This is a genomic window from Streptomyces sp. NPDC052043 (genome assembly GCF_044548235.1).
In the GTDB taxonomy this organism is placed as follows: Bacteria; Actinomycetota; Actinomycetes; order Streptomycetales; family Streptomycetaceae; genus Streptomyces.
This window is the reverse complement of sequence record NZ_JBIUBT010000002.1, coordinates 269,141-292,971: the sequence shown is the minus strand read 5'-3', so window position 1 is coordinate 292,971 and position 23,831 is coordinate 269,141. Positions and strand designations below refer to the sequence as shown.

Here is a 23,831-nt window from a genome sequence, read left to right as displayed (position 1 = left end):
CGACGGCTGTTCGGGGCGGCCGGCCGGCCGGACGAACATCCAGGGGCCCGGCCACTCTTCGTCGGCGTCACACGATCACGCCCTCGTGGGTACGGTCGCCGTCCGGATCCGGCCGGATCGCCCGCTCCAGCGGCCGCCGGAGCCGTGTCGGCCTCATCGGCACCGCCTGGGCGTACCGGTCCTGGGCGTCCCCGTACAGCGGGGTGAGCGCGCGGCCCGCGTGCCGGGTGCCGACCGTGCCCACCGCCGGAGCGTGCGCGTCCTCGGGCGCGAGGTCGCCGCCCGCGACCAGCATGCGGTCGGCGAGCCGTGCGGCGGCATACCCGTCGTCCAGGTCGCAGAACTCGCGCTGGAACCGGCGGTAGCGCTCGGCGTACGCGTCCTGGATGCGGTCGATGTCCCGGATGGCGGTCACCAGGTCCTCCGAGCTGGACACCAGGGGGCCGGGCGCGCTGCGCTCGAAGTCGAAGTAGAAGCCGCGCAGGGTGTCGCGGTAGTGGTCGAGGTCGTAGGTGAAGAAGAGGATCGGGCGGCCGGTGTTGACGTGGTCGAACATCAGGGACGAGTAGTCAGTGATCATCACGTCGGTGATGAGGGAGAGGTCCGCCATGTCCGGGTAGTCGGAGACGTCGAAGACGAAGCCGTCCCCGGCCCCCGGCACCGGGTCCACCACGTTGGGATGGCGCCGGACCAGGAGCACGTGGTCGTCGCCCAGCCGGGCGCGGGCGTCGGCGAGGTCGACGCGGAAGTCGAGCTTGTACTTGCCCGGTGCGTAGAACTGGTCGTCGCGCCAGGTGGGGGCGTACAGGACGACGCGTTTGCCCCTGGGCAGCCCGATGCGCCGGCGGATCCACTGCTCGCGCTGCTCCGTGCCGGGGCGGCGCAGGATGTCGTTGCGCGGATAGCCGCACTCGACCATCTCGCCGGGGAAGCCGAAGGCGCGCTTGAGGATCGGGGTGGAGAAGCTGTTGGGCGAGACCAGCATGTCCCAGTTGCGCACCTCCTTCTCGACCCGTTCCAGGTAGCGCTGGTCGGCGAAGTGGATGGCCTCGATGTCGTGGCCGATCTTCTTCAGCGGTGTGCCGTGCCAGGTCTGCACGACCACCTGGCCCTCGCGCTTGACGAACCAGTCGGGGAGGTGGTTGTTGGCGACCACGTACCGGCTGGTGGCCAGGGCCTCGTACCACTCGGGGGACCACATGCGGACGGCCTTCACGCTCGACGGGAGCGGAACCTGGTCGTCCCGTACGACCCACAGGTGGTCGAGGCGGACGCCGCGCCGGATCAGTTCCTCGTGCAGGGCCCGGGGGCTGTCGGAGTACTGGGTGCCCTTGAAGGTGTCGAAGAGCACCGCGGGGCGCACCGGTGTGCGACGGGCCGCCGGATAGGCCTTGGTGCGCAGCAATTTCTGGCGGTACGGGCCGCGGGCGTCGTCGGGCATGGCGGAGTGGACGAGCAGGCTCAGGCGGTCGTAGGCCTCCGCCTGGAGCTCGTAGCGGCGCTCGTTCGCCTCGTAGTCCTGCGGGAACGCGGCCACGAGATCCTGCTCGATCTTCATCATCAGGTCGTCGAGCCGGTCCTCGCGGGCCACCGCGGACAGGTCCTGGCGGCGCAGGAAGAAGTCCCAGCGGCCGGCCGCGAGCGGGATGTCGCCGGCCAGGGTCCGCATCGCGGCGGGGGTCAGCACGCAGCGGAAGTCGTCGCCGTCCCAGACGAGGGGGACCTCGCGCTCGGCGCCGTGCGCCCGTGAGCGCACGACCATGTGGGCCGCCTGGTGCTCGGCCGCGGAGAGCCGGTCCGCGGCCGCGTACCGGCCGCCGACCTCGAGCGAGCCGTCCTCGCGCCAGGCGAAACGGGTCACCGTGGGCAGGGTCGCGCGCTCGAACAGGACCAGGTAGCCCGAGCCGTTGCGGTGCACGACGAGCTCGCGGTCGCCTTCACGGGTCTGGAGCGAGGCGGGCATGCGGTAGTGCCCGTCGGCCGTGCCCTCGGCCATGACCGGGTAGATCGTCATCTTCCGGCCCTCGACGTGGAAGGTGGTCTTCCAGCCGTTGCCGCCCATGTTCCAGGACCGCGGGATCTCCTCCTGGTCCTGCGCGCCGGCCCGGAAACCCGGGACGAGTGCGCTCAGCGGCAGCCGGGTGGTGAAGGTGCTCCAGCCCTCGCCGCCCGGGGTGAAGCGCACCCCGGCGTCGTGGCGCCCGGCACCGCCCATGTCGGTGATCCGGAACTTGCCCCATGCGGGCACGGTCGGGCCGAGGTAGACGCCCCGGATCTCGAGCTGTTCACCGACGAGGCGGTGTCCGGTGATCCGGCAGCGCACGATCTCCACGCGCAGCTTGAGCTTGCCCTGCACGAACAGCGGCAGGACGCGGGTGTTGCGGTCGACGTAGCGGTACGGCGGGTTGGCGGCGCTGTTGGCGGCGCCCCGGTCGACGCCCTGGTAGCGGAACAGCCCGCGGCTGAGGACACCGGCGGCGATGTCCCAGGTTCCCTCGACCCACTTGTCCTTCTGCTTCAGGCGGCTCGTGTCGAAGCGCGCCTCGAAACCGGCCCAGTCGTAACAGTAACGATTCTGCTGCGACTGTTCGGTGGCCTCCGGGGCGTAGGTCGTCTTCGCCGGGGCGACGAGCGTCCGCCCCTGCTTCTTGTTGCGCAGCGCGATCGCCTTCACCGACATGTGCTTCTTGTGCACATTGATGAAACGGATGTACGCGGTGCCGGTGAGCGTCAGCAGATCGGAGTCGCCGTTCCAGCGGGCGCCGGTGAGCGAACCGTGCAGGGAGAACTCCTTGTCCAGGCGGTAGGCCTTCTTGTCCAGGCCCACCTCCCGGTCCCCGAGGTAGGGGTAGTTCAGGTAGCGGTGGAAACGCCGGTGCACGGGCATCGGGCCGCCGCGCCGCTCGAACGCGATGACCTCGAGAAGCTCGGTCAGCCGCCCGGCCCGCACCAGGTGCCACTTGACCCGGGCCTCCGCGGGCAGTTCGTCGATGATGGTGAGGTCGGCCTCGTCGAGGAACTCGTTGGCCCACTGCATGAAGGCCTCGCGGTACTCCTCGTCGGCCTCCGGCAGCACCTTCAGATGGAGCATCAGGTCGGACTTCAGGCAGGCGAGGTCGTACTTGCGCTTGCTCTCCTCGTACACGTCCGAGCCCTGGACGGCGAGGAAGCGGCTGACCGACTGCACCGCCAGGACCCGGTCGCGCAGGTTGGACAGTTCGGTGTGGCGCTGCGTGATCGAGGGGGCCGCCCCGCCCTCCCGGCGGCGCCAGAAGTAGACGATGTCGGTGACGACGTCGACCTTGTCGGCCCGGAAATGGGCGAACATGTTGACCCAGGAGTCCTCGTACAGGACGCCCTCGGGGAACTCGATGGAGTGCCGGTCCCAGAAGGACCGCCGGAACACCTTGTTCCAAACGGTGCGGTCGTAGATCAGCGCCTCGAACCTGGTGATGTGGGTACCGCGCCGGTTCTTCTGCATCGGGCCCTTGTGCAGCGGGGACTGCCACTTCTTCGTGGAGTTCATCATCTGCACGTTGCCGGAGACGAAGTCCGAGCCGGACTCCTCCAGGGTGCGCACCAGCAGTTGGTAGGTGTACTCGGGGATGACGTCGTCGCCGTCGACGAAGGCGAGGAACTCGCCCTCGGGGTGCATCGCGCGCAGGCCGGTGTTGCGGGCGTGGCCGGGGCCGTGCGACTCCTGACGGAGGAGCCGGAAGCGCGGGTCACGAGCGCAGAAGTCCTCGGCGATCGCGGTGGACCCGTCGGTGGAGCCGTCGTCGACGAGGATCACCTCGAAGTCACGGAACGACTGACGTGCCATCGACTCCAGGCACTCCGCGAGGTAGACCTCCACGTCCTGAAACGGAACGACAACACTCAGACGCGGATGGACCGCCAACTCGTACTCCCACTAATGCACTTCGCCCACCGGACGGCACACCACTCCACAGTGGACGCCTACCCCCGCTGCTCGGCGTGCCCGCGCGGCTCCTGGCCGCGTGGAACATCGCACGATTCTCGTGAAGACGGGCTTGAGCCCCCCTCATCCGCCGTTCACGATTTCGACATCTTATGTCGATCTTAAGGAAGGTCAAGGGAGAGCGGGACGTGGGACCGACGAACCGCCCCCCAGGTCGCCCACCGGCAGGAACCGCAGGTGGAGTTGCTTATAGTTCTCCCCACTGCATTGACCACGCAGTGGGCCGGCCTCCCCCACCCGGGCCCTGCCACTCCGCCGGAGCGGAGCCCGTATGGAGAGGAACCGAACCCGATGTCGAAAACGATGGAGCCCCCGCGTGCCGCCGAGGCGCCGGACGGCGAGCACCCCCCGCGGCGCAAGCGGCGTTGGGGAAGCATCGTGCTGCTGACGCTGCTGGTGCTGGTGCTGGTCTCGGGCGGCGTCGCCTACTGGCTCTTCAACAGCCTGGACAGCAACATCAAGGGCGTCGACATCGACCGGGCCATCGGCGACGACCGGCCCGAGAAGCTGCCCACCTCCGGGCAGAACCTCCTGATCCTCGGCTCCGACTCCCGCGCCGGCGCCAACGCCGCGCTCAACACCGGAAAGGTCGCCGGCGCCCGCTCCGACACCGCGCTGGTGATGCACATACCCGAGGGCCGCACCGAGGCCGTCGCCATCAGCATTCCCCGCGACACCCTGGTGACCCGGCCCGAGTGCACGAAGTCCGACGGCACCACGGTGGCGTCGGCGAACCGCGTGATGTTCAACTCCATCTACGGGCAGGTCGGCCCGGCCTGTGTGGTGAAGACCGTGGAGAAGATGTCCGGCATCCGCATGGACCACTACATGGAGATCGACTTCGCCGGCTTCAAGGGGCTGGTGGACGCGGTAGGCGGGGTCACCGTCACCGTGGACCAGGACATCCACGACAAGTCCAGCGGCCTGGACCTGACCGCCGGCACTCACCGCCTGGACGGCACCCAGTCCCTCCAGTTCGTCCGCACCCGACACGGCATCGGGGACGGCAGCGACCTCGGACGCATCAGCCTCCAGCAGCAGTTCATGCTGGACCTGCTGGGCGAGATCAAGAAGCAGGACCTCCTGGGCAGCCCCACCAAGGCGTACACGATCGCCGACAAGCTCACCGCGGCCCTCACCACCGACTCCGAGCTGGCCTCCCTCACCAAGCTGGCGGAGTTCGGGCGCAGTCTGAACGGGGTCGACCCGTCCAGCATGGAGACGATCATGCTGCCGGTGATGTACGACAAGACCGACCCCAACCGCGTCGTGGCCGCGGAGCCTCAGGCGACCGAGCTGTGGAAGGCGCTCCACGACGACACCGCCATCCCGGAGTCCGCCCGGAAGTCCCCGGCGACGGGCGGTTGATCCACGCGGCGGAGATCCACGCGGCGGAGCCGGTGCCCGCCGGGCGGGGCGGGTCGGGCGACGAGCCCGCGGGCCCACCACGTCAGCGGCACCGGTAGCGTGTCCGGTCCCGACCGGAAGGAACGACCCGGGATGCCGACCCTGCTGATCGTCGACGGGGCCAACGTCGTCGGCTCCGTACCCGACGGGTGGTGGCGCGACCGGCGGGCCGCCGCCGAACGCCTGCGCGACCGGCTCGCCGGGTACGCCGAGCAAGGCGTTCCGGGTGTGCCGGGTCCGCTGGAGATCGTCCTGGTCCTGGAGGGCGCCGCGCGGGGCGTGCCGTCCGTGCCCGGCGTACGGGTCGAGGAGGCCCCCGGCAGCGGTGACGACCACATCGTCGGCCTGGTCGCCGCCGCGGCGGACCGGGTCCGCGTGGTCGTCACCGCCGACCGCGAACTCCGCCGCCGGGTCGCGTCGACGGGCGCCACCACACTGGGCCCACGCACGCTGCACGGCCCCACCTCGAAACCCAGCTCCGAGCCGTAGCCCGCCCAGCCTCGGCCCCAGGGCCCACATTCGACGCCGGCGCCGGCTTCGGCCCGGACCCGTCCGGAGTCCCGCCCCGGCTTCGGCCCAGGGCCCCGTCCCGAGTCCCGAGTCCCGAGTCCCGAGTCCCGAGTCCCGCTCAGGCTGTGTCCCAGGGCCCGCCCTCGGCCCCGAGCCCGGCTCTGGCCGCGGCCCGAGTCCCGCCCCGACTTCGGCTCCAGCCCCAGCTCCAGCCCCAGCGCCGAACTGGCCCCGGCCTCAGCCCAGGAACCCGACCCAACTCCTACCCCGGCCCGCGCCCGAGCCCCGCTCCGTTCCCGGCCTCGGCCCCGGCCCAGGCCCCGGCCCGAGTCCCACCCCGGCCCCAGCGTGGGCCCGAGTCCCCTCGGCTCCGACTCCGGACCGGAGCCCGGCTCCAGCCCCGACCGAACTGGCCCCGGCTTCGGCCCAGGACCCCGTCCCAAGTCCCCACGGCCCGGCCCCAGCCCCAGCCTGGGCCCCGGACCGGTGGCCGCGGTGGCTTCGGGCCGGGGAGTCGGTCGCGGGGCCGGGCAGGGGGAAAGCGTGTGGTCGGGGTGGGTCAGTTCGGTGTGGCCTGGTAGAGGGCCACACAGGCGCTGGCCACCAGGACGCCGAGGACGATCCGCTTGAAGCGGGCGGGGTCCGTGCGGGCGAAGAGGCGGTCGCCGAGCCACCAGCCCACCAGCAGGCCGGGAAGCCCCACGCCGGTCAGCAGCAGGCTGTCCGCGGTCAGCCGGCCGACGGCGAGGAATCCGGCGAGGGCCAGGGCGTCCTGGACGCAGAACGTGGCCTGGAGCGTGGCCCGGAACTCGCGGGGCGCCAGTCCCATCGCCTGGAAGGTGGCGACCAGCGGCGGTCCGTTCATACCGGTCGCGGTCAGCAGCGCCCCGCTGGCGAAACCCGAGGCGATCGTGGGGCCCGTCCCGCGCCGGAAGGTCAGGCCGCGGCCGATCAGGACGGCGAACACCAGCACCACGCAGGCGATGAGGGCCGACAGCGAGCGGGCGCCGAGCACCGTCACCGCGAGCAGCCCGAGCGGCATGCCGGCCAGTCCCGCCGCGCTCACCAGCCCCGCGGTGCGCACACCGACGTGCTCCCGCTGGTGGACGCAGACCGCCAGCGAGAGCACCCCGCCCAGCGCGGTGACCACCACGACGGCGTTCTGAGGGCTGGTCAGCAGCGTCAGCAACGGCACCGCCACCAGCGCGAACCCGAAGCCGCTCAGCGCCTGCGCGAACGACGCCAGCGTCGTCACCAGCGCCACCTCGGCGATCAGGGTCGCTGTCACCTGCTCCCCCTCCGGCCCGCTGCCGCCGGGGTGGCCCGTCCGTCCCCGTAGCTGCCCGAACACTACCGAGCAGCAGGACGCCGGCCGCCCGGGGGGCCCGTCGAACGGCCTCGCCGCTGTCCGCTAGGAGGCGCCCGCCTCACCCTCCCCGCGGCGCTCCAGCGCCTGGCGTTGGCCGAGCCTGCTGTGGGTGCGGCCGTAGAGGAAGTACACGACGAAGCCGATGACCATCCAGATGGCGAAGCGGAGCCAGGTCTCGGCCGGGAGGTTGAGCATCAGCCAGAAGGAGGCGCAGACGGAGAGGACCGGGATCACCGGGACCCAGGGGGTGCGGAAGGCGCGGGGCAGGTCGGGGCGGGTGTTGCGCAGGATGATCACGCTGATCGCGACCACGATGAACGCGAACAGGGTGCCGATGTTCACGAGTTCGGCGAGTTCGCTCAGGCTGGTGAAGCCGGCCACGACGGCGATGACCACGCCGAGCAGGATGGTCGGCCGGTACGGGGTGCGGAACCGCGGGTGGGTGTGCGAGAAGAACCGGGGCAGCAGCCCGTCCCGGCTCATCGCGAAGAAGACCCGGGCCTGCCCCAGCAGCAGGATCATGCACACCGTGGTCAGTCCGACGGCCGCGCCGAAGCTGATCAGGCCCGCGTACCACGGGTGCCCGGTGGCCTTGAACGCGTCGGCGAGCGGCGCGTCCACGGACAGCGCGCTGTACTTCTGCATACCGGTGACGACGATCGACACGGCGACGTAGAGCACGGTGCAGATGACCAGCGAGCCGAGGATGCCGCGCGGCACGTCGCGCTGCGGGTTGCGGGTCTCCTCGGCCGCGGTGGCCACGACGTCGAAGCCGATGAAGGCGAAGAAGACGACGGACGCGGCGGTGAAGATGCCCATCACACCGAAGTTCGAGGGCGCCCAGCCGAACATCAGCTGGATGAGCGGTGCCTTGAGGGTGCCGCCCGCGGGCACCGGCTGCGGCTTCGGGATGAACGGGTCGAAGTTGCCGCCCTTGACGAAGAAGGCACCCGCGATGATCACGACGAGCACCACCGCCACCTTGACGGCGACGACGACCGTGGTGACCCGCGCGGACAGCTTCATGCCGAGGACGAGGATGACGGTGAGGACCAGGACCAGGAGGGCGGCGAGGATGTCGAAGCCGAAACCGGTCGCGGTGTCCCGGCCGCTGAGGTACTCGGGCAGGTGCCAGCCCGCGTTGTCGAGCAGCGAGTGGATGTACCCGGACCATCCGACGGCGACCACCGCGGTGCCGAGCGCGAGTTCCAGCACCAGGTCCCACCCGATGATCCAGGCGGGGAACTCGCCGAGCGAGGCGTAGGAGAAGGTGTAGGCGGAGCCGGCCACCGGAACCGTGGAGGCGAACTCCGCGTAGCAGAGCGCGGCGAGCGCGCAGACCACCCCGGCCACGACGAAGGACAGGGAGACGGCGGGGCCGGCGGTGTTCCTGGCCGCCGTGCCGGTGAGGACGAAGATGCCGGTGCCGATGATGACACCGACGCCGAAGACGGTCAGGTCGAGGGCGGAGAGGGACTTTCTGAGAGCGTGCTCGGGTTCCTCGGTGTCCTGGATCGACTGCTCGACGTTCTTCGTCCTGAAGAGCGTGCTGCTCACGGGCGTGACCTCCCCTGCTGGTCGTCCTCGACATGGCTCGGCATGATCGAGAGAGCTGGGGATGCGTATGCCCCGGCACTCGCAGGTTCACGCAGACGGGCCGGTCGCGCCACCCGTAAGAGGGGGTACGACCGGCCCGTGCCGTCAGCCGACGGTCCCGGCGGTTCCGCTGCTCAGTCGCGCGCGGGCTGTACCGCCGCGTCGACCTGCGCCTCGACCTCCGCGTCGACCGCCGCCTCGACCGTCGGCTCCGGCCGCTCGAACCGGCCGTCCAGCTTGGAGACCAGGCCCGTGACCTGACGGGCGATGTCCGGCGCGGTCAGGCCGATCTCCGCCAGCACCTCCGCGCGGGAGGCGTGGTCGAGGAAGCGCGGCGGGATGCCGAAGTCGCGCAGCGGCATGTCCACGCCCGCGTCGCGCAGGGCCTGGGCGACCGCCGAGCCGACGCCGCCGACGCGGGAGTTGTCCTCGACGGTGACGACCACGCGGTGCCGCGCGGCGAGCGGGGCCATGGCGTCGTCGACGGGCTTGACCCAGCGCGGGTCGACGACGGTGGTGGTGATGCCCTGCTTGTCGAGGAGCGTGGCCACCTCCAGGCACATCGGGGCGAGGGCGCCGACGGAGACGAGGAGGACGTCCGGGGTGTCGGTGCCGGGCTCGCGCAGGACGTCCATGCCGCCGACGCGGCCCACCGCGGGCACGGCGGGGCCGACGGCGCCCTTGGAGAAGCGGACCACGGTCGGCGCGTCCTCGACCTCGACGGCCTCGCGCAGCTGGGCGCGGACCTGGTCGGCGTCGCGCGGGGCGGCCAGCCGCAGCCCCGGGACGACCTGAAGGATCGACATGTCCCACATGCCGTTGTGGGAGGCGCCGTCGGTGCCGGTGACACCGGCCCGGTCCAGGACGAAGGTCACCCCGCACTTGTGCAGGGCCACGTCCATCAGGACCTGGTCGAAGGCGCGGTTGAGGAAGGTGGCGTAGACGGCGAAGACGGGGTGCACCCCGGCGTGGGCGAGGCCGGCCGCGGAGACGGCGCCGTGCTGCTCGGCGATGCCGACGTCGTAGACCCGGTCGGGGAAGGCCTTGGCGAACTTGTCCAGGCCGACCGGCTGGAGCATGGCCGCGGTGATGGCGACGACGTCCTTGCGCTCCTTGCCGAGCCTGACCATCTCGTCGCCGAACACGGAGGTCCAGTCGGCGCCGGAGGTCGAGATCGGCAGTCCGGTGTCGGGGTGGATCTTGCCGACGGCGTGGAAGCGGTCGGCCTCGTCCTGGAGGGCGGGCTGGTAGCCGCGGCCCTTCTCGGTGAGGCAGTGCACGATGACGGGACCGTTGAACCGCTTGGCGCGGGCCAGCGCCGACTCCAGGGCCTCGATGTCGTGGCCGTCGATGGGGCCGACGTACTTCAGGCCCAGGTCCTCGAACATGCCCTGCGGGGCGATGAAGTCCTTCAGGCCCTTCTTGGCACCGTGCAGGGTCTCGTACAGCGGCCGGCCCACGACCGGGGTGCGCTCCAGGACCTCCCGGGTGCGGGCCAGGAAGCGTTCGTAGCCGTCGGTGGTGCGCAGGGTCGCCAGGTGGTTGGCCAGGCCGCCGATGGTGGGCGCGTAGGAGCGCTCGTTGTCGTTGACGACGATGACGAGCGGGCGGTCCTTGGCGTCGGCGATGTTGTTCAGCGCCTCCCAGGCCATGCCGCCGGTCAGCGCGCCGTCGCCGATGACCGCGGCGACGTGGCTGTCCCGCTCGAGCAGCTGGTTGGCCTTGGCGATGCCGTCGGCCCAGCCCAGCACGGTGGACGCGTGGCTGTTCTCGATGACGTCGTGCTCGGACTCGGCCTGCGAGGGGTAGCCGGACAGGCCGCCCTTCATCTTCAGCTTGGAGAAGTCCTGGCGGCCGGTGAGCAGCTTGTGCACGTAGGACTGGTGGCCGGTGTCCCACAGCACCTTGTCCTTCGGCGACTGGAAGACCCGGTGCAGGGCGATGGTCAGCTCCACCACACCGAGGTTGGGGCCCAGGTGGCCGCCTGTCTTGGAGACCTCGGTGACGAGGAAGGTACGGATCTCCTGCGCCAGCTGGTCGAGCTCCTCCAGGCTGAGCCGGTCCAGATCGCGCGGTCCCCTGATGCGGGTCAGCAGCGGCACCCGTGCCTCCTTCGTAGAGCTGATCGAGCTGTTGTCGGGCTCGTCGAGTCTAATGTTCCGTCCCAGCGGCCGGTGCCCGGGCCGGGGGTCGTACCTCACTCGGACGGCGGTACCGGTGCCGCGTCCGGCATGAAACGACTGTGCCCAGCACCACCGTGGGTGCCGGGCACAGCCTGGATCGGGCGAGCTTACGCGCGGCCCGCCGACTTCTGCGTCTTGCGGGTCACGGCGTCGATGACCACCGTCGCCAGCAGGACGCCACCGGTGATCATGTACTGGACCGGCGCGCCGACGCCCTCCAGTGCGAGGCCGTACTGGATCGAGACGATGACCAGCACACCGAGGAGCGCGTCCCAGGTGCGGCCGCGGCCACCGAAGAGGGACGTGCCACCGATCACGGCCGCGGCGATGACGTTCATCAGGAACTCGCCGGTGCCCGCGCCCTGGTTGGCGGAGGCGATCTTCGAGGCGACGAAGAGGCCGCCGATCGCGGCGAAGGTTCCGGCGATCGCGAAGACCGAGATCCGGACCAGCTCCACGTTGATGCCGGCCCGCCGGGAGGCCTCGACGCTGCCGCCGAGCGCGAAGACCTTGCGGCCGTAGGCGGTGCGGCGGAGCACGAAGTCGGTGATCACCAGCACCGCGAGGAAGATCACCACGGCGAGGGGCAGGCCCTTGTACTGGTTGTAGACGATCGCCACGGCGAAGGAGAGGACGGCCAGCAGCGCGGTGCGCACCAGGATGTCGCTGAGCGGGCGGGACGGGATCCCGGCGGCCTCCCGGCGGCGGCTGCCCAGGTACGCGGTGAGGAAGTACCCGGCGACGGCCACGACGGCCAGCCCGTAGGCGGCGGCGACGTCGCTGAAGTAGTAGCCGGTGAGATTGGTGACGATGCCGTCGTCGAGGTTGATGGTGCCGTTGCTCCCGAGGATCTGGAGCATGAAGCCCTGCCAGAACAGGAGTCCGGCCAGCGTCACGGCGAAGGCGGGGACGCCGATGCGGGCGAAGAAGAAGCCGTGGACGGTACCGGCCACGGTGCCGGTGAGGATGGCCAGCACCAGGGCCAGCACCTCGTTCATCCCGTGTGTGATGTTCAGCACCGCGAAGGTGGCGCCCGCGACACCGGAGACCGAGCCGACCGACAGGTCGATCTCGCCGAGCAGCAGGACGAACACGATGCCGACGGCGATCATGCCCGTGCCGACCATGGCGACGGAGATGTCGGTGAGGTTGCCCGGGGTGAGGAAGTTGGAGTTCAGGCTCTGGAAGATGATCCAGATGATCACCAGGCCGATGATGACCGGAACGGAGCCCAGGTCACCGGCCTTCATCTTCCGCTTGAACTCGGTGAGATAGCCCGCGAAGCCCTGCTCGCGCACCAGCAGGCGGGGGTCCACGGCCGTCGCCGCGCCTGCCGCCGCCTCGGAGTTCTCCAGCGCGCTGTCCTCGGGGGGCGTGGAGGTCTTGTCGATGCTCACTTCGTGATCTCCCCGTTGGTGCGCGCCGCACGGCGGGTGACGGCGTTGTCCGTGGCGCCGGTGATGGCGGAGATGATCTCTTCCTGGGAGGTCGTCTTGACCTCGAAGACACCGTTGTTGCGGCCCAGGCGGAGCACGGCCACCTTGTCCGCGACCGCTTTGACGTCGGCCATGTTGTGGCTGATGAGGATCACCGCGTGACCGCGTTCGCGCAGCCGCTCGACCAGGTCGAGGACCTGCGCGGTCTGCTCCACGCCGAGGGCGGCGGTGGGCTCGTCGAGGATGACCAGCTTGGGCTCGCCGAGCATGGAACGGGCGATGGCCACGACCTGGCGCTGACCGCCGGAGAGCGAGGCGATCGGGATGCGGACGCTGGGGATGCGGATGGACAGCGTGTCGAGCAGTTCGCGGGAGCGGCGCTCCATCTCGACCTCGTCCAGGACGCCGCGGCGGCGGATCTCCCGGCCGAGGAAGAGGTTGCCGACCACGTCGATGTTGTCGCACAGCGCGAGGTCCTGGTAGACCGTCGCGATACCGAGGTTCTGGGCGTCGTGCGGCTTGTTGATCTGGACTGCGTTGCCGTCCCACTCGATGCGTCCCTCATCGATGGGGTGCACGCCGGCGATCGTCTTGACCAGCGTGGACTTTCCGGCGCCGTTGTCGCCCACCAGGGCGACCACCTCACCGGCGTGGACCTCAAGCTCTACGTCGGTGAGCGCCTGCACGGCACCGAACCGCTTGGAGACCCCGCGCAACGCCAGCACGGGCGTAGCGGACAAGTGAACCATCTCCTTCGCCGCCTGACCCGGCGGGAGGTTGTGCAGAAGTTTGGGGGGTTGTTCCGTCCGGCGCCCCGCACGAGCTTGCGGGGCTGGACACGCGGGGCGCCGGCGGAGCCTGGGGCGCTTCCCCCAGGGGGTTCAGAGGTGCACTCCCCTGAACTCCCCCGGCGCGGGAGGCGCTTGCGTCGCGTTGCCGCGGACCGGTCCGGTTACTTCAGACCGATCTTGTCGCAGGCCGCCTTGTACTGGGCGGTGCAGATCTCGGCGACGGTGTAGACCTTGTCCTTGACGACGGTGTCCTGGATGTTGTCCTTGGTCAGCGAGGTGACCTCGACCAGGACCGAGGGGACACCCTTGGTGGTGGGGCTGTCGACCTTGTCCTTGGCGACCGAGTCCAGCGACTTGCCCTGGGCGAGGGCGACGGCCATCTCGGCGGCGGCGTCGGCCTCGGGGGCGTACGGCTTGTAGACGCTCATGTACTGCTCACCGGAGACGATGCGCTGCACGCCCGCGAGTTCGGCGTCCTGGCCGGTGACCGGCACGGAGATGCCGGCGGCCTTCAGGGCGGTGATGATACCGCCGGCCATGCCGTCGTTGGCGGAGTAGACGCCGACGATGTTCTTCTTGCCGATGGCGGAGATGGCGCCTTCCATGTTCTTGTTGGCGTTCTCCGGCTTCCACTCGGCCGTGTCGTACTCCTTGCCGACGTTCACCTTGCCGTCGAGCACCGAGTGGGCGCCGTCCTTGAACTGCTTGGCGTTCGGGTCGGTGGAGGAGCCGTTCATCATGACGATCTTGCCGGACTTGGCCTTGTCGCCGAGCGCCTTGAGCAGCGCCTCGCCCTGGGTCTTGCCGACGGTCACGTTGTCGAACGAGGTGTAGGCGTCGATCGGGCCCTGGGCCAGGCGGTCGTAGGCGACGACGGGGATGCCGGCGTCCTTGGCCTTCTGCACCGAGCTCTTGATGGCGGCGGCGTCCACGGCGTCGACGATGAGCACGTCCACCTTGTTGGTGATCATCGTCTCGACCTGCTGGCTCTGCAGCGTGGCGTCCTGCTTGGCGTTGGCGTAGACGACCTTGCCCTTGTTGTCCGTCAGCTCCGCGACCTTCTTCTCGATCAGCGGGCGGTCGAACTTCTCGTAACGGGCCGTCTGGTTCTCCGGCAGCAGCAGACCGACCTTGATGGCGTCGCCCTTCTTCTCGCCGCCGGCCGACTTGGAGGCGCCGTCACCGGACTCCTTGGCGCTGCCACATGCGGCGAGCGAGACGGCCATGGCACCAGCAGCAACGGCGAAAGCCGCACGACGCATACGCGTGTTCACTTCTTCAAACCTCCCTGACGAGGCCGCGTCGTTGCGGCCGAGGTGGCTGGCAGTCAATCCCGGCCGCGCGTACGACGTCAAGAAGTAAATACTTAACGAGATGGCAACGGTGCCATCCGTTCTCTAAGTGAAGGCAGGAGTGGCCGCGTGCAGCGTTCCGTCCAAAAGTGTCGAATCGCCCATCTCGCTGAGCGCCAGGGCGAGCGCCCCGAGCACTTCGGCACGGCCCCCGAGTGCCCCGGGAAGCAGGGCGAGTTGGCGCGCGGCACTGGGGATGGCGTACCGTCCGACCGACTCCCTGATCGGGCCCAGCACCAGCTCACCGGCCTCGGCGAGGTCGCCTCCTAGCACCACCCGGCTGGGGTTGAGCAGATTGCAGAGATTGGCGACGCCGCTGCCGATGTGCCGGCCGATGTCGGCGACCACCCGGCGGCAGCCCGGGTCGCCCTCCCGCGCCAGCCGTACGACGCCCTCCATCGTCAACCCGGCGCCGTGGCTGGGCTGGAGCAGCGGGAGCACGTACCCGGCGGCGGTGAAGGTCTCCAGGCAGCCGCGGTTCCCGCAGCGGCAGACCGGGCCGGACTCGTCGAGCGTGATGTGCCCGATCTCGCCCGCCGTGCCGCCGGGGCCGCGGTAGATCCTGCCGCTGATCACCAGTCCCGCGCCGACCCCGCTGGCGATCTTGATGTAGGCCAGGTCGCGCACACCCCGCCCGCTGCCCCAGACCAGCTCGCCCAGGGCGCCCAGGTTGGCGTCGTTGTCCACGTGCACCGGCACGCCGAGGCGCCCCCGCAGCTCCTCGGCGGGCCTGACGCCCGTCCAGCCCGGCAGGATGGCCGTGGAGCCCAGCGTGCCGGACTCGACGTCGATCGGGCCGGGTACGCCGACACCCACGCCGGCGATCTTGGAACGGTCCACGCCGGTGGCCGCGATCAGGCGGTTGACCAGCTCTTCCGCCCGGTCGAAGCCCTGCGTCGAGGAGGCGTCCACGTCCAGCGGCTCGGACTCCTCGGCCAGCACCTGGTGGGCGAGGTTGCCGATCGCGACCCGCAGGTGGGTGTGCCCGAAGTCGACGCCGATCACGATGCCGGCGTCCCCGCTCAGCGACACGCTGCGGGCCCGGCGCCCACCCGCGGAGGTGGGCGTGACCTGGACCGTTCCACCGTCCTTGAGCTCGCGCACGATGTTGGAGACCGTCGCCGCGGACAGGCCCGTGGTCCGCGCGATCTCCGCCTGCGTGAGTGATCCGGCAAGACGCACGGCACGTACGACCCGCTCCAGGTTGGCTCGGTGCAGCGACGACTGCGACCCTGGAGTCTCCACGACGACCTCCTGAGCGCGGGGCCGCTTCAGTGAGGCCCCGTCCATGTCCAACTAGTGAACTCTAAGCTGAGCTGTTCGGGTCCCCTCCCGTCAAGAGGTTGAACGGTATCCGGGCCCTTGGACACGCTGACGGAGCCGTGCCACGCGCGCGCGTGCGGACGCGGGTGCGCACATACGCGAGCCGCCCCCGCACGCCCCGGAGAGGGGCGGCGAGGGCGGCGTGCTCGGACGGCGGAACGGGCGCGGGACAGGCGGCGGGCCGGGACGCCAGGAGGGCCGGGGCGGCAGGAGGCTCGGGACGGCGCGCGCGAGTGGTGGGGCGCCGGGGCTACTTCAAGGCGCCCGCCGTGAGCCCCTGCACCACCTGGCGCTGGAAGACGATGTACGCGGCGAGCACCGGCAGCATCGCCATCACCAGTCCGGCGAACAGACCGGACCAGTCGCCCTTGTACCCCTGGCTCACGGCCAACTGCACCAGACCCTGGGTGAGCACGTGCTTGTCCGGGTCGGTGTTGAGCACCGTCGGCAGCAGGTACTGGTTCCACTGACCCAGGAAGTTGAAGATCCCCACGCTGATCAGGCCGGGCTTGGCCATCGGCAGCATGATCTGGAAGAACGTCCGGGTGTGCGAGGCGCCGTCCACGAAGGCGGCCTCCGCCACGGAGGTCGGCAGGGTCCGGAAGAACGCGGTCAGGAAGAACACCGTGAACGGCAGGGAATAGGCGATGTAGACCAGGATCAGACCATGAATGGTGTTCAGCAGTCCCATGTTGTTCACCACATAGAACAGCGGGACCAGGGCGAGCATGATCGGAAAACTCATGCCGCCGATGAAAAGGTAATAGATGAACCGGTTGCCCGGAAAGTCGAAACGGGCCAGCACATACGCCGCCATCGAGCCGAGCACCAGAGTGCCGATGAGCGAACCCCCCACCACCAGAACGGTGTTGAGGAAGTACGAGCTCATATTGGCCTCGGTCCAGGCCCGCGACCAGTTCTCGAAGTGCAGCCTGTCGGGCAGCGACCAGGGCGAGCCGAAGATGGAGCCGTCGTCCTTGAAGGACGTCATCACCGCCCAGACCAGCGGTGTGACCACCATAATCGCCCAGATGATCAGGATGCCGTGCGAGAAGACGTTGAGGACGGAGCCGTCCTTCTTCCGTCCGTCCGGCTTTTCGGCCGGTACGCCGGCGGTGGCGAGACCGGCACCGGACTCGGCCGGAACGGGGGCGGGGGTCTCGGTCGTTTTCATGGGTCAGAACTCCAGCCGCTCGCGCCGGCCCAGCCGCATCACGACGGCGGCGAAGGCCAGCGTGACGATGAGCAGGGCGACGCCGATCGTGGTGGCGTAGGCGGCCTGACCGTCACGGAACGCCTTCTGGTACACGTACAGGACCATGACGGTGGTCGAGTAGTCGGGGCCGCCCGGCCCGGTCGTCATGATCTGTACGACCGCGAACGACTCCGCGCCGAGGGCGAGGATGCCCATGTACACCCAGCCGGACTGCACGGTGTCCCACAGCAGCGGCAGGGTGATCCGGAAGAAGGTGGCGAACCGGCTGGCGCCGTCCAGCAGCGCCGCCTCGTACAGGTCCGCCGGGATGGAGGCCATACCGGCCGAGAACAGGACCACGAAGAAGCCGACCGTGGACCAGACGAGCACCGCCATGACGCACCACAGGGCGAGACTCGGGTCGCCCAGCCACAGCGGCTGCAGGCTGTCGAGCCCGATCCCGCGCAGCAGGGAGTTGATCGCGCCGCTGTCCGGGTTGTACACGAAGGCGAACAGGATGGCCACGATCGCGATGGACAGCACCTGCGGGAAGAAGTAGACGATCTTGTAGAAGGAGGAGCCGCGGACACCGGAGATGGCCGGTCCTCCCCTGCGACGCCGCCCGCCCACATTGATCATGAAGGCGAAGAACAGCGCCAGACCGAGCGTCACCAGCGGTAGCAGCAGCGCGAACAGCAGGCTGTGCTGCAACGACTTCCAGAAGATGTCGTCGTGGAGCATCCTCTGGTAGTTGTCGAAGCCGACCATCTGGAAATCGGGGCTCAGACCGGTCCAGTCCGTGAACGAGTAGTAGATGGACTGGATGAACGGCCAGACGACGAAAAGCGCGTACAGCCCGAGGGGAACCGCGAGGAACCCCACGATGAACCGGTACTTGCCGTGCTGCATTGCTGCCGACCCCGATCTCTGGGCGGGTGGTACCGCTGGTGACGGATCCTCAGGACTACTGGTGCTTGTAGTGCTTGATCGACTGGTCCTTGGCGGCCTCGTCGGCGAAGCCCTGGATCTTCTTGATGGCCTCGGCCGGGGTGAGGCGGCCGGCCATCATCTCGCCGATGCCCGACACACCGATCTTCTCCTTCTGGAGCTGCACGTACCAGTCCTGGAGCCGCGGGTTCACCACGTTGGAGCCGGCCTTGTCCAGCGCCGCGACTCCGGACTTCAGTCCGGGGGTGAGGTCGAGGCCGTCCGTACCGCCGTTGTACGCGGTGAGGGACTTCACCTTGGCGGTGAAGTTCTTCGAGGAGGCCTCGCTGAGCATGATGCGCAGCTGCTCCATGCCGCCCTCGGGGTTCTTGGCCTTGGCCGGCACGATGAACGGCTCGCCACCGGAGGCCCAGATGGTGCCGAACGGCATCTTGTCGGAGCTGTCGATGCCGGTGGGCGCGGAGACGGCGAGGTCGAAGTCCTTCGGGATGACGTTGGCGGACTCGTTCTCCACCCAGGAGCCGTTCGGGATGAACAGCGCCTTGCCCTTGGCCCAGGCGGTCTGCGACTGGATGTGGTCCAGGCCCGGGGTGCCCTTGAGGACGTAACCCTTCTTGTAGAGCTCGTAGTAGGCCTCGAAGCAGGCCTTGACCGCCGGGTGCTTCCAGGCGTTCGGCTCGAGGTTGTCGATGGCGTCCAGGACATCGCGGCCGCCGACCTTGCCGATCATCGGGTAGAGCGAGAAGGGCAGGTAGTACGGGTACTTGCCGGCGTAGGTCCAGCCGGCCATGCCCTTCTTCTTGGCCTTCTCGCAGACCTTGAGCATCGCGTCCCAGGTCTCCGGGTACTGCTCGTCGAGCGAGTCCAGGGCCTTCTGCGAGTACCACACGCCGTACACCGTGTAGGCGTAGTACATGATCCAGACCGGCTGGCCGTCGAACTGGCCCATCTCCACGATGCCCGGGCGCAGCGTGTCGCGGACCTTCTTGTTCGGGTCGTCGTAGGACGGCGCGTCCAGCAGCGGGGTCAGATCCGCGAGCTGGTTCTTGCCGACGAGACCGCCCATGTCCATCTGCTCGGCGCCGGAGTTGTCGATGAGGTCCGGCGGGTTGCCCTGGTTGAAGCGCGGCTGGAGCGTCGACGCGATCTTCTGGATGGCGGAGAACTTGGTCTTCGCCTTGGGGAAGTTCTGGTCGTAGATCTTGACGGCGTCCTGGGCGTACTCCTTGCCGAAGCCGCCGTCGAACAGGACGAATTCCATCTGCGCGGTGTCATTGACACCGAGCGGGTTCTTCGCGGTCTTCTTGCCGGTCTTGGCCTTCTTCTGGTCGTCGCCGCCGCCACCACTGGCGCAGGCGGACAGGAAGCCCATCGCGGGAACGCTGATGAGACCGAGTGCGGCGGACCGCTTGATCAGAGCCCGGCGGCCGACGCCCCCGTGGTTCTCGGCGGAAGTGGATCCCATGCTCAAGTCCTCGCCTTCTCCAGGACTCAGGCGGTGAACCGGATCCTCCCCGGCACCGCGGTCGGGTCAAGCTGGGTCGTGCAGGAAGTGCGTTGTGTGCCATTCACCGAGGTCGGCCTGAAGACAGAGGGCGGACGCGTTTCGCACGTCGCACCTCCTTTCCGAACTCCCCCGGGTCCGCTTCCGGCCGATCGTGCGGTCGCGCGGACGCCGACAGGTATAGTCCACTTCCCGCCAGCGGAGCAAGATCGAGAGCAAGGTTCACCGCGGGTCTTTTCCGAGTTGAGACCTCACGCGGAATATGAGCCGCCTGTGGGCTCCCGTTGACGGATATATCCGTGGCTTTGCGCCCGAATGCCACACCCAACACCCTTGACATCCCTGGTCACTTGGCTCCCTACTGGTCCTTGCGTAAAGAGCTGACAACGTTGTCCGACGCAGGGAGGGACGCCGCGCATGCAGCGCAGAGTACGGCACAGATGGGGTCCGGCGGTCGTCATCACGGCCGCCTTCGTCACGGCACTCGGCTCGCAGGGGGCCGCGGTCGCCCTGCCCGGCAAGGCCCCGGCCGCCGCACGGGAGTTCAGCTCCTCGTTCGAGGCCGGCGATCCGGCACCGGACTGGCTGAACACCGTCGACACCGGTCCGGACGGCGCCAAGCGCGCCTCGGGCGTGGACGGCGGCTACAGCACCGGCATCCCGGGCAACGTGGCCGACCACATCACCGAGGTCCGGGCCAGCGCGGAGAACACCGACGGCGGGGAGGTGAAGGAGAACCTCGTCGACGGCGAGTCCGGCACCAAGTGGCTGGCGTTCGAGCCCACCGGCTGGGTCGAGTTCGACTTCGACAAGCCGGTGAAGATCGCCCGTTACGCCTTCACCTCGGCCAACGACCACGCCGAGCGCGACCCGAAGGACTGGACCCTCAAGGGCTCCACCGACGGCAAGGACTGGAAGACCGTCGACACCCGCTCCGGCGAGAGCTTCGCCGAACGGTTCCAGACCAACACCTACGACCTGGCCGAGCCGGCCGAGTACCAGCACTTCCGGCTCGACGTGACGAAGAACAACGGCGCCCCGGACATCCTCCAGCTGGCCGAGGTGCAGTTCTCCACCGGCGGCGACGGCGATCCCGTCCCGCAGGACATGCTCTCGCTGGTCGACCGCGGCCCGAGCGGCTCCCCGACCGCGAAGTCGGGCGCCGGCTACACGGGCAAGAGCGCCCTGCGCTACGCCGGCCGGCACACCGCGAAGGGCCGGGCGTACTCGTACAACAAGGTCTTCGACGTCAACATAGCGGTGCTGCCCGACACCCAGCTGTCGTACCGGCTCTACCCGTCGATGGCCGACGGCGACCGCGACTACGACGCCACCAACGTCGCCGTCGACCTCGCCTTCACCGACGGCACCTACCTCAGCCAACTGGGCGCGAGCGACCAGCACGGCTTCCCCCTGAGCCCGCAGGGCCAGGGCGAGTCCAAGACGCTGTACGTCAACCAGTGGAACAACGTGCTCTCCCGGATCGGTTCGGTCGCCGCCGGCAGGACGATCGACCGGATCCTGCTCGCCTACGACTCCCCCACCGGCCCGGCGAAGTTCCGCGGCTGGCTGGACGACGTGGTGATCGCCCAGGTACCGCAGGAGAAGCCGAAGGCGCACCTCTCGGACTACGTGCTGACCACCCGCGGCACCAACTCCAGCGGCAGCTTCTCGCGCGGCAACAACTTCCCCGCGACCGCGCTGCCGCACGGCTTCAACTTCTGGACGCCGGTGACCAACGCGTCCTCGCAGAGCTGGCTGTACGAGTACGCGCACGCGAACAACGACGCCAACCTGCCGACCCTCCAGGCGTTCAGCGCGAGCCACGAGCCCAGCCCCTGGATGGGTGACCGGCAGACCTTCCAGGTGATGCCGTCCGCCGCCGCCGGCACCCCGGACACCGGCCGCGCCGCCCGCGCCCTCGCCTTCCGGCACGAGAACGAGACCGCGCGGCCGTACTACTACGGGGTGCGCTTCGAGAACGGCCTGACGGCGGAGATGGCGCCGACCGACCACGCCGCCGCGCTGCGCTTCACCTACCCGGGCGACGACGCAAGCGTGATCTTCGACAACGTCACCAACCAGGGCGGTCTGACTCTGGACACCGCGCACGGCGTCGTCACCGGCTACTCGGACGTGAAGTCCGGGCTGTCCGCCGGCGCCACCCGGCTGTTCGTCTACGGCGTCTTCGACAAGCCCGTGACCAGCGGCTCGGCCGCCGGCGTCACCGGCACCGTGCGCCTCGACGCGGGCAAGGACCGCACGGTCACCCTGCGCCTTGCCACCTCCCTCATCAGCGTCGACCAGGCGAAGGACAACCTGCGCCAGGAGATCCCGGACGGCACCTCCTTCGACACCGTCAAGGCGGCCGCCCAGCACTCCTGGGACCAACTCCTCGGCAAGATCGAGGTCGAGGGCGCCACGCCCGACCAGCTGACCACGCTCTACTCCAACCTGTACCGGCTGTACCTGTACCCGAACTCGGGCTCCGAGAAGGTGGGCGGCAAGGACCGGTACGCCTCCCCGTTCTCGCCCGCGGCCGGCCAGAACACCCCGACGCAGACCGGCGCGAAGATCGTCGACGGCAAGGTGTACGTCAACAACGGCTTCTGGGACACCTACCGGACCACCTGGCCCGCGTACTCCCTGCTGACGCCCGGTCAGGCCGGAGAGATGGTCGACGGGTTCGTGCAGCAGTACAAGGACGGCGGCTGGACCGCCCGCTGGTCGTCCCCGGGCTATGCCGACCTGATGACCGGCACCTCCTCGGACGTGGCCTTCGCGGACGCCTACGTCAAGGGTGTGCCCATGGACGCGAAGACGGCGTACGAAGCGGCCGTGAAGAACGCGACGGTGGTACCGCCCTCCTCGGGCGTGGGCCGCAAGGGCATGACCACCTCGCCCTTCCTCGGCTACACCAGCACCGCCACCGGCGAGGGCCTGTCCTGGGCGATGGAGGGCTACAACAACGACTACGGCATCGCGCAGATGGGCGAGGCCCTCTACAAGAAGACCGGCGAGAAGCACTACCAGGAGGAAGCGGAGTACTTCCGCAACCGGGCCCAGGACTACGTCAAGCTGTTCGACTCGCGGATCGGCTTCTTCCAGGGCCGCAACGCCCAGGGCGACTGGCGCCTCGACCCGTCGAAGTACGACCCGCGCGTGTGGGGCTACGACTACACGGAGACCAACGGCTGGGGCTACGCCTTCACCGCCCCGCAGGACAGCCGGGGCCTGGCGAACCTGTACGGCGGCCAGAAGGGCCTCGCGGACAAGCTCGACACGTACTTCGCCACGCCGGAGACGGGGTCCTCGGAGGTCGCCGGCTCCTACGGCGGCATCATCCACGAGATGACCGAGGCGCGGGACGTGCGGATGGGCCAGTACGGCCACTCCAACCAGCCCGCCCACCACGTGATCTACATGTACGACGCGGCCGGGCAGCCCGCCAAGGCCCAGGCGAAGGCCCGCGAGGTGCTCTCCCGGCTCTACGTGGGCAGCGAGATCGGCCAGGGCTACCTCGGCGACGAGGACAACGGCGAGCAGTCGGCCTGGTACGTGTTCTCCGCGCTCGGCTTCTACCCGCTGGTCATGGGCAGCGGTGAGTACGCCGTCGGCTCCCCGCTGTTCACCAAGGCGACCGTGCACCTGGAGAACGGCCACGACCTGGTGATCAAGGCGCCGAAGAACAGCGCGAAGAACGTGTACGTGCAGGGCGTGCGGCTCAACGGCAAGGCGTGGAACTCGACGAGCCTGCCCCACTCCGTCCTGTCCCGGGGCGGCACCCTGGAGTTCGACATGGGTCCGCGGCCGTCGTCCTGGGGCACCGGGAAGAGCGCGGCGCCGGTGTCGATCACGACCGGCAACAAGGCGCCGTCGCCCCGGTCCGACGTCCTCGACGGGGACGGGCCGCTGTTCGACGACACGTCGGCCACGGAGGCGACCGTGACGTCGGTGGACCTGCCGGTGTCCGGCAGGGTCAAGGCCGTCCAGTACACCCTGACCTCGCCGGCCGACCGCACCAAGGCCCCGACCGGCTGGACGCTGCAGGCCTCCACCAACGGCAAGACCTGGAAGACGGTGGACAAGCGCTCCGGCGAGTCCTTCGCCTGGGACAAGCAGACCCGCCCCTTCACGATCGCCGCACCGGGCATGTACCAGCAGTACCGCCTGGTCCTGGACAGCGCCTCCACGCTGGCGGAGGTGGAGCTGCTGGCCTGACGCACCTCCGTACG

General features: G+C 69.3%; 14 protein-coding genes. 3 read left to right on the top strand and 11 right to left on the bottom strand.

Annotation, left to right across the window (positions count from 1 at the left end; translation table 11 throughout):
• Positions 1-67 precede the first annotated feature (67 nt).
• On the bottom strand, positions 68-3,856 hold the full coding sequence (locus ACIHCX_RS05955) for a CDP-glycerol glycerophosphotransferase family protein (protein ID WP_400027012.1): 3,789 nt from the start codon (positions 3,854-3,856) through the stop codon (positions 68-70).
• A 417-nt stretch (positions 3,857-4,273) separates the two neighbouring features.
• Between ACIHCX_RS05955 and ACIHCX_RS05950 the strand changes: the two genes are divergently transcribed.
• Together ACIHCX_RS05950 and ACIHCX_RS05945 are read left to right on the top strand one after the other, a co-directional pair.
• Complete coding sequence (locus ACIHCX_RS05950; RefSeq protein ID WP_400027010.1) at positions 4,274-5,350, top strand: LCP family protein; 1,077 nt, start codon at positions 4,274-4,276, stop codon at positions 5,348-5,350.
• Between the two features lie 132 nt (positions 5,351-5,482).
• Complete coding sequence (locus ACIHCX_RS05945; protein WP_400027008.1) at positions 5,483-5,878, top strand: NTP pyrophosphohydrolase; 396 nt, start codon at positions 5,483-5,485, stop codon at positions 5,876-5,878.
• 580 nt (positions 5,879-6,458) lie between these two features.
• Here ACIHCX_RS05945 and ACIHCX_RS05940 read toward each other — a convergent pair.
• The 10 genes from ACIHCX_RS05940 to ngcE form a co-directional block, all read right to left on the bottom strand.
• Entirely contained in the window at positions 6,459-7,187 is a 729-nt protein-coding gene (locus tag ACIHCX_RS05940; protein WP_400027006.1) for a sulfite exporter TauE/SafE family protein, read from the bottom strand.
• 123 nt (positions 7,188-7,310) lie between these two features.
• Positions 7,311-8,825, bottom strand: coding sequence for an amino acid permease (locus ACIHCX_RS05935; RefSeq protein WP_400027004.1), 1,515 nt, complete (start codon positions 8,823-8,825; stop codon positions 7,311-7,313).
• 173 nt (positions 8,826-8,998) lie between these two features.
• Positions 8,999-10,966, bottom strand: coding sequence for a 1-deoxy-D-xylulose-5-phosphate synthase (gene dxs / locus ACIHCX_RS05930; RefSeq protein WP_400027002.1), 1,968 nt, complete (start codon positions 10,964-10,966; stop codon positions 8,999-9,001).
• A gap of 188 nt (positions 10,967-11,154) precedes the next feature.
• Complete coding sequence (locus tag ACIHCX_RS05925) at positions 11,155-12,444, bottom strand: sugar ABC transporter permease (protein ID WP_400027001.1); 1,290 nt, start codon at positions 12,442-12,444, stop codon at positions 11,155-11,157.
• Positions 12,441-13,232, bottom strand: coding sequence for an ATP-binding cassette domain-containing protein (locus ACIHCX_RS05920; RefSeq protein WP_400026999.1), 792 nt, complete (start codon positions 13,230-13,232; stop codon positions 12,441-12,443). Before ACIHCX_RS05920 ends, ACIHCX_RS05925 begins: the two co-directional genes overlap by 4 nt.
• 203 nt (positions 13,233-13,435) lie before the next feature.
• Positions 13,436-14,536 carry a substrate-binding domain-containing protein gene (locus ACIHCX_RS05915; protein ID WP_400026998.1) on the bottom strand — a complete coding sequence of 367 codons (1,101 nt, stop codon included), beginning with the start codon at positions 14,534-14,536 and terminating at the stop codon, positions 13,436-13,438.
• 135 nt (positions 14,537-14,671) lie between these two features.
• Positions 14,672-15,871, bottom strand: coding sequence for an ROK family protein (locus tag ACIHCX_RS05910; protein ID WP_400026996.1), 1,200 nt, complete (start codon positions 15,869-15,871; stop codon positions 14,672-14,674).
• A gap of 328 nt (positions 15,872-16,199) precedes the next feature.
• Complete coding sequence (locus tag ACIHCX_RS05905; RefSeq protein ID WP_400026994.1) at positions 16,200-17,123, bottom strand: carbohydrate ABC transporter permease; 924 nt, start codon at positions 17,121-17,123, stop codon at positions 16,200-16,202.
• A 3-nt stretch (positions 17,124-17,126) separates the two neighbouring features.
• Entirely contained in the window at positions 17,127-18,053 is a 927-nt protein-coding gene (locus ACIHCX_RS05900) for a carbohydrate ABC transporter permease (protein ID WP_400026993.1), read from the bottom strand.
• Between the two features lie 55 nt (positions 18,054-18,108).
• On the bottom strand, positions 18,109-19,557 hold the full coding sequence (gene ngcE / locus ACIHCX_RS05895) for an N-acetylglucosamine/diacetylchitobiose ABC transporter substrate-binding protein (RefSeq protein WP_400026991.1): 1,449 nt from the start codon (positions 19,555-19,557) through the stop codon (positions 18,109-18,111).
• Between the two features lie 456 nt (positions 19,558-20,013).
• On the opposite strand from ngcE, the gene ACIHCX_RS05890 reads away from it, so the two are divergent.
• On the top strand, positions 20,014-23,817 hold the full coding sequence (locus ACIHCX_RS05890; protein ID WP_400026989.1) for a GH92 family glycosyl hydrolase: 3,804 nt from the start codon (positions 20,014-20,016) through the stop codon (positions 23,815-23,817).
• Positions 23,818-23,831 lie beyond the last annotated feature (14 nt).